Origin of the sequence: Trinickia mobilis (assembly GCF_017315705.1) — a bacterium.
Classification (GTDB): Bacteria; Pseudomonadota; Gammaproteobacteria; order Burkholderiales; family Burkholderiaceae; genus Trinickia_A; species Trinickia_A mobilis.
The window spans coordinates 1-5,256 of record NZ_JAFLRF010000040.1; the positions used below are offsets into that span (position 1 = coordinate 1).

Below are 5,256 nucleotides of genomic sequence, written 5' to 3' on the forward strand. Positions count from 1 at the left end.
CCGCCATTTTTGGCTGCAAAATCAGATTGCTCCTACGTTTGCGGCAAGTTGCGGGTCCCGCGCCGGGGTCTGAGGCTGGAAGACGAACCACAAACCGTCGAACTCGAACGCCGAAGACGGAAACGTGAGCCCTCGACCGTGCCGTTCGAATGTTTGAAGGCGGGACGCGAGCCCCAAACCGACGCATTCGACTGTTGGAGGGCCGAAATCTGAGCCTCAGACCGACGACTTCGACTCTTTGAGGGCGGAATGTCAGCCTCAGACCGAGGACTTCGGATGTCCGAGGGCGGAACGTGGGCCCCAGACCGTGGAGTTGTCCACGCTTTGAGAGTGGAACGCGAGCCTCAGACCTCGGAGTTCGACTGTTTGAAGGCGAATCGCGATCCTCACACCTTGGAATTCGAATGTTTGAGCGTGCAGCCCGCGCCTCACACCGTGGAATTCCGCTGTCGAAGGGGAGCACATGAGAGGCAGGCTGACGAATTTGCGGCTTTGAGACTCGAACGAAAGGCTCGGTGTCGCAAAGGCGTGTGGGCGGCCCCATAGCAAGCGGCACAGAATTGCCGCAGCTGACGAATCAAACCGGCGTTATCGGTTAGGAACGGCTGCTGGTCTCGTAGGCGGTTTAGCTTGTCTACGATATTGCAAGCCCGGGCACGGGGGCAATCTGCTCAAATCAGCTCACGCCTGACAATCTGCTCACTACCTGCTCAAAACTTGTTGTATCTGCTCATTTAAAGTAGTATCCGCTCAAATTCGAGCAGATACTGAGCAGATAAATGAGCAAATTGACCCCGGCAGCTGTTCTTGACGTCATCCAACGCCTAGCCCAAGCGGGCCAGATGGAGGTTTCCTCTACCGACGTCATCTACGCTACGCACGGCAGTTCCGCCACTGTCCGGCGCCATCTGGATGCGCTGTGCGCCAGTGGGCAGCTCACGCGTAGCGGCCATGCGCGAGCCACCCGCTACCGGCTGGCTGGGGTGGCTGGGGTGGATGCGGCCATCCGGACCGCCGCCCCGGAGGAGCCTTCCGCCGGCCCGCGTCCGGCGTGGTCACCCGCCGCCGTTGAACTCGGCCGCAAACTTGACATGTCCTTGGCCGCGCGCGACCCGGTTACCTATCGGCGCGAATTTGTCGAAGACTACGTGCCCAATAAGAGCTGGCTGATGCCACAAGACCTGGCCGAAGCGCTCTATCGCGACGGTCGCCTGCGCGAACAACAGCCAGCGGGGACCTACGCGCGCAAGGTGCTGGAGCAGTTGCTCATCGACCTGTCCTGGTCGTCCTCTCGTTTGGAGGGCAACCGCTATACCTTGTTGGCGACCGAGGACTTGTTCAAGCGCGGGACCGCCGGCAGCGACGCCGACGCGGTGATGCTGCTCAACCACAAGACGGCCATCGAGTTTCTGGTTGATGCAGTACCGTTGCAGGGCCTCTCGACAGCGCTCATCCGAAACCTGCATGCAGTGCTCATGCAGGACCTTCTTGCTGATACCGATGCGCTGGGCGTCATCCGCAAGAAGTTGGTCAACATCAGCGACACAGTCTACGTCCCGACTCAAGTGCCCGCCGTGCTCGAGGAGATGCTGGAGACCATCCTGGCCAAGGCCAGGCTCATCAAGAATCCGGTCGAGACCGCCTTCTTCCTGTGGGTGAATCTCGCGTACCTACAGCCATTCGAGGATGGCAACAAGCGCACCAGTCGCCTGGCAGCAAACATTCCGCTGATGCTCTATAACTGCTCGCCGTTGTCCTTCCTGGACGTCGACCCTCACGACTATGCCCAGGCGATGCTGGGCGTGTACGAATTCCTGGATGTCTCGCGCGCGGTGGACCTGTTCGCCTGGACCTATCGGCGCTCGATGAAGAAGTATGTCGTCGTGATGGAGTCCATGAGCGCCCCGAATCCTCTGAGACTGCGATACCGGGAGCATTTGACCGAGGCCATTGGCCTAGTGGTTCGTGACAGAAAATCCGCGCAGGCCGCAGTGGCGGAGTTGGGTCTCACCGAGGACCAGGCCCCGGGCTTCCGGGCAATGTTGCTCGATGAGTTGAAGAAGCTGGAGGTATTCAACTGCGCGCGGTACCGGCTGACGCTGACCGTCACGCAGGCCTGGATTGACGCCGACCGGCCGCACTGAGCGCAGCTTGCTGAAGTACGAGCTCACCGACGCGAAATCAACGTTTTCGCGAAAGCCTTGGCGGACGCCACAACGTCAGCGCGCAGCAAGACACGCACTCGGCGTAATGCCGAACGTGCGCTTGAAGTGGCGTCCGAGATGGCTCTGGTCGAAGAAGCCGACTTCCGTAGCCACGACAGACGGCGGCAACCCGCCGCGCAACAGCCGCTCTGCGTGCCGCACGCGCACGAGACACACATAGCGATGCGGCGAGATCCCCACTTGCGCGCGAAACAGCGCGGCGAAGCGCGACACGCTCAGCTCCGCCGCGGCGGCGAGCGTCGCAAGCGGCACCGGCTGCGCAAACGACGCCTCGATGAATTCGATTGCCCGCTGGATCGGTTCGGTCACCATCGCGCCCGCTCCTATGCCGCCTGCGGCGAGCGGCTCGCGACGGCCGCGAAACGGCGGATGTCGAACGGCTCGAGCGGCGTGCTCGTCGAGCCGGTATCGATGAGCTCGGCCATCACGTCGCCCACGCCCGGTCCGAGCTGGAAGCCGTGTCCGCAGAAGCCGAACGCGTAGAAAAGCCCGCCGACGTTGCCGCTTGCGCCCATGATCGGCTTGTCGTCGGGCATGTAGCCTTCGATGCCGCTCCACACGCGGATGATGTTGAGCCGCGACAGCGCCGGCGCCACGCGATGCAGCTGACGAAATTGCAGCAGCGTGTTCTGCGGCAGCACGTATGCGCGCCGCACGTCGGGATACGCCGGGCCGCGCGCACACCCGCCGAACACGATGTTGCCGCGCGCGATCTGGCGGAAATACACGACCTCCTCCATCAGCGGCGACGAGACGCCGACCACCGGCTCGAGGCTGTAGCGAACCGGCTCGGTCACGGCCATCTGCGGACCGTGCACGGCGATCGGCACCGGCTCGCCGAATTGCTCGGAGAGCAGGCTCCCCCACGCGCCCGCGGCGATCAAAAACTGAGGCGCGCGAAATACCCGGCCATCGGCGCTGGCCGCCCGAAACCCGGCGCCCTCCTTTTCGACGGCGACGATCTCCGTGTTCTCGCAGATCTGCGCGCCGAGGCGCGCGGCGGCGCGTCCGAAGGCGGGTGCCGCGAGACGCGGATTCGCGTGTCCATCCTTCGCCGAATACGAGCCGGCCAGCACTTCCGGCCCGAGAAACGGAAAGCGCGCGCGCATCGGCTCGCCGCGCACGAGTTCGAGGTCGAGGCCGTAGTGGCTCGCCTCCTTTGCGTAGGTTTCGAGCTGGTCGGCCTGTTCTTCGCGATAGCAAACGCGGATATGTCCCGACGGCAGAAACTCCGCGTCGTGGCCGATCAGCTCGGGCAGCTTGCCCCAGATCTCGCGCGAGCGGTTCGCGAGCGGCAGTTGCGGCAGGAAGCGCCCCTGGCGCCGCACGTTGCCGAAGTTGGTGCCGCTCGCCTGCTGGCCGATCAGCCCGCGTTCGACGAGGACCACCGAGCGGCCGCGGCGGCGCAGGAAGAACGCGGCGGACGCGCCCATGATGCCGCCGCCGACGACGATCACATCCGCTTCGGTCGCGATCATGATGCCTCCCGCCGGGCCGCCCCAAGGGAGGCATCCGCCCCCTCGGGGGGCAGCGAACGATAGTGAGCGTGGGGGTGGTTCATTCAACATCCTCCACGGTGGCGATCGAAATCGGCTTGACGGGCCCCTGCCCGCGCAGCCGGCCGACTTGTTCGAGCGGCACGCCCGCCTCGGCCGCGATGATTTCCGCGCCGGCGTGGCCGCAGTAGCGCCCTTGGCAGCGTCCCATGCCGACCCGGCTGAACGCCTTCGCGCGATTCGCTTCGCGCGCGCCTTCGTCGCGTATCACACGCCGCAGCTCGCCCGCCGTGATGCCTTCGCAGCGGCACACGACGGTGTCGTCGCTCAGTTTTGCCGCTTGCGCGGCCGGCCACGGGAACGCTTGTGCGAGGCCGAGACGGAAGCGGTCCATCTTCCGCTGCGCTCGCTTCAACGGCTCGACTTCGGCGGGGTCGATCGGGTGCCCCAGGTCGGCCAATGCCGCGTAGGCGGCGAGGCGGCCGGCCAGCTCCGCGCCGTCCGCGCCGAGCACGCGCGCGCCGTCGCCCGCGAGGTAGACGCGCGGCACCGAGCTGCGGCCGAGTTCGTCGATCTGCGGCAGCCATTGGCGCGTGTTCGCGTCGAAATAGAACGCGCAGCGCGCGAGGTCGGCGAGCTGCGTTTCCGGGCGCAGGTGGTAGCCGAGCCCGATCGCATCGCAGGCGATTTGCTGAGCGTGCCCGGTCGCGTCGCGGTATTGGATGCCGCGCACGCCGTCCGCGTCCGTGCCGACGATCTCGACCGGCTCGATCCCATGCTCGATCAGCACGCCGGACTGCTTCAGCGACGACACCAGCGCCGCGCCCTTCCTCAGCACGCCGGGCCGCGCGAGCAGCTTCGGCAGCGCCCAGAGCCGTGCGCCGCGCGTCGACGTATCGAGCACCGCCGCCACTTTCGCGCCCGCTTGCACGTATTGATTCGCGACGAGATACAAGAGCGGGCCCGAGCCCATGAAGACCACCTTGCGGCCGATCGCGCAGGCTTGCGCCTTCAGCGCGATCTGCGCGGCGCCGAGGCTGTAGGTGCCCGCGTACTGCCAGCCTTTGACGGGCATCAGGCGATCGGTCGCGCCGGAGCAGAGAATCAGCGCGTCGTAGGGCAGCGCGCGCGAATGGCCGTCGTGCAGCGTGTGCAGCTTGCCTTCGGCGACATTCCACGCGAGCGTGTCGGGCAGGTAGTCGAGCCGTGTGCGCAGCCGCTCGAACGTCAGGTGCAGATCTTCCGCACGCGCTGCTTCGGTGCCGTACAGCTTCGCGTACGGACGCGAGAACGTCTCCGGTTGACGCCGATAGATCTGGCCGCCGTCGCGCCGGCCTTCATCGACGACGGTCGGGGCGACGCCCGCAGCGAGCAGCGTCTCGGCGCAGCGCACGCCCGCGGGTCCGGCGCCGACGATGGTTACGCGGGGTTGCTCAGCCGATGCCTCCCGCCGGGCCGTCCCAAGGGAGGCATCCGCCCCCTCGGGGGGAGCTTTGCATGGGACCGGAGTAAGCGCTAAAGCGCTAACTCCGGTC

The 5,256-nt window shown here is 65.7% G+C and carries 4 protein-coding genes; 1 reads left to right on the forward strand and 3 read right to left on the reverse strand.

The genetic code is table 11. The annotated features are described in order from the left end of the window. Positions 1-779 precede the first annotated feature (779 nt). Positions 780-2,144 carry a Fic family protein gene (locus J3489_RS30905; RefSeq protein ID WP_242540439.1) on the forward strand — a complete coding sequence of 455 codons (1,365 nt, stop codon included), beginning with the start codon at positions 780-782 and terminating at the stop codon, positions 2,142-2,144. A 75-nt stretch (positions 2,145-2,219) separates the two neighbouring features. Here the strand turns inward: J3489_RS30905 and J3489_RS30910 are convergent, their stop codons facing one another. The 3 genes from J3489_RS30910 to J3489_RS30920 all read right to left on the reverse strand — a co-directional run bounded on the left by J3489_RS30910 (position 2,220) and on the right by J3489_RS30920 (position 5,138). Further along, a complete protein-coding gene (locus J3489_RS30910) occupies positions 2,220-2,537 on the reverse strand; it encodes a helix-turn-helix domain-containing protein (RefSeq protein WP_207004625.1) in 318 nt (105 codons plus the stop codon). A gap of 11 nt (positions 2,538-2,548) precedes the next feature. Then, positions 2,549-3,703, reverse strand: coding sequence for an NAD(P)/FAD-dependent oxidoreductase (locus J3489_RS30915; protein WP_207004626.1), 1,155 nt, complete (start codon positions 3,701-3,703; stop codon positions 2,549-2,551). 79 nt (positions 3,704-3,782) lie between these two features. Then, entirely contained in the window at positions 3,783-5,138 is a 1,356-nt protein-coding gene (locus J3489_RS30920) for an FAD/NAD(P)-dependent oxidoreductase (RefSeq protein WP_207004668.1), read from the reverse strand. Positions 5,139-5,256: the final 118 nt, after the last annotated feature.

What these genes read in the sequence shown, in the direction of transcription:
- J3489_RS30905 (WP_242540439.1), top strand. Translation starts at nt 780, where the DNA reads ATGAGCAAATTGACCCCGGCAGCTGTTCTTGACGTCATCCAACGCCTA.
- J3489_RS30910 (WP_207004625.1), bottom strand. Translation starts at nt 2,537, where the DNA reads ATGGTGACCGAACCGATCCAGCGGGCAATCGAATTCATCGAGGCGTCG.
- J3489_RS30915 (WP_207004626.1), bottom strand. Translation starts at nt 3,703, where the DNA reads ATGATCGCGACCGAAGCGGATGTGATCGTCGTCGGCGGCGGCATCATG.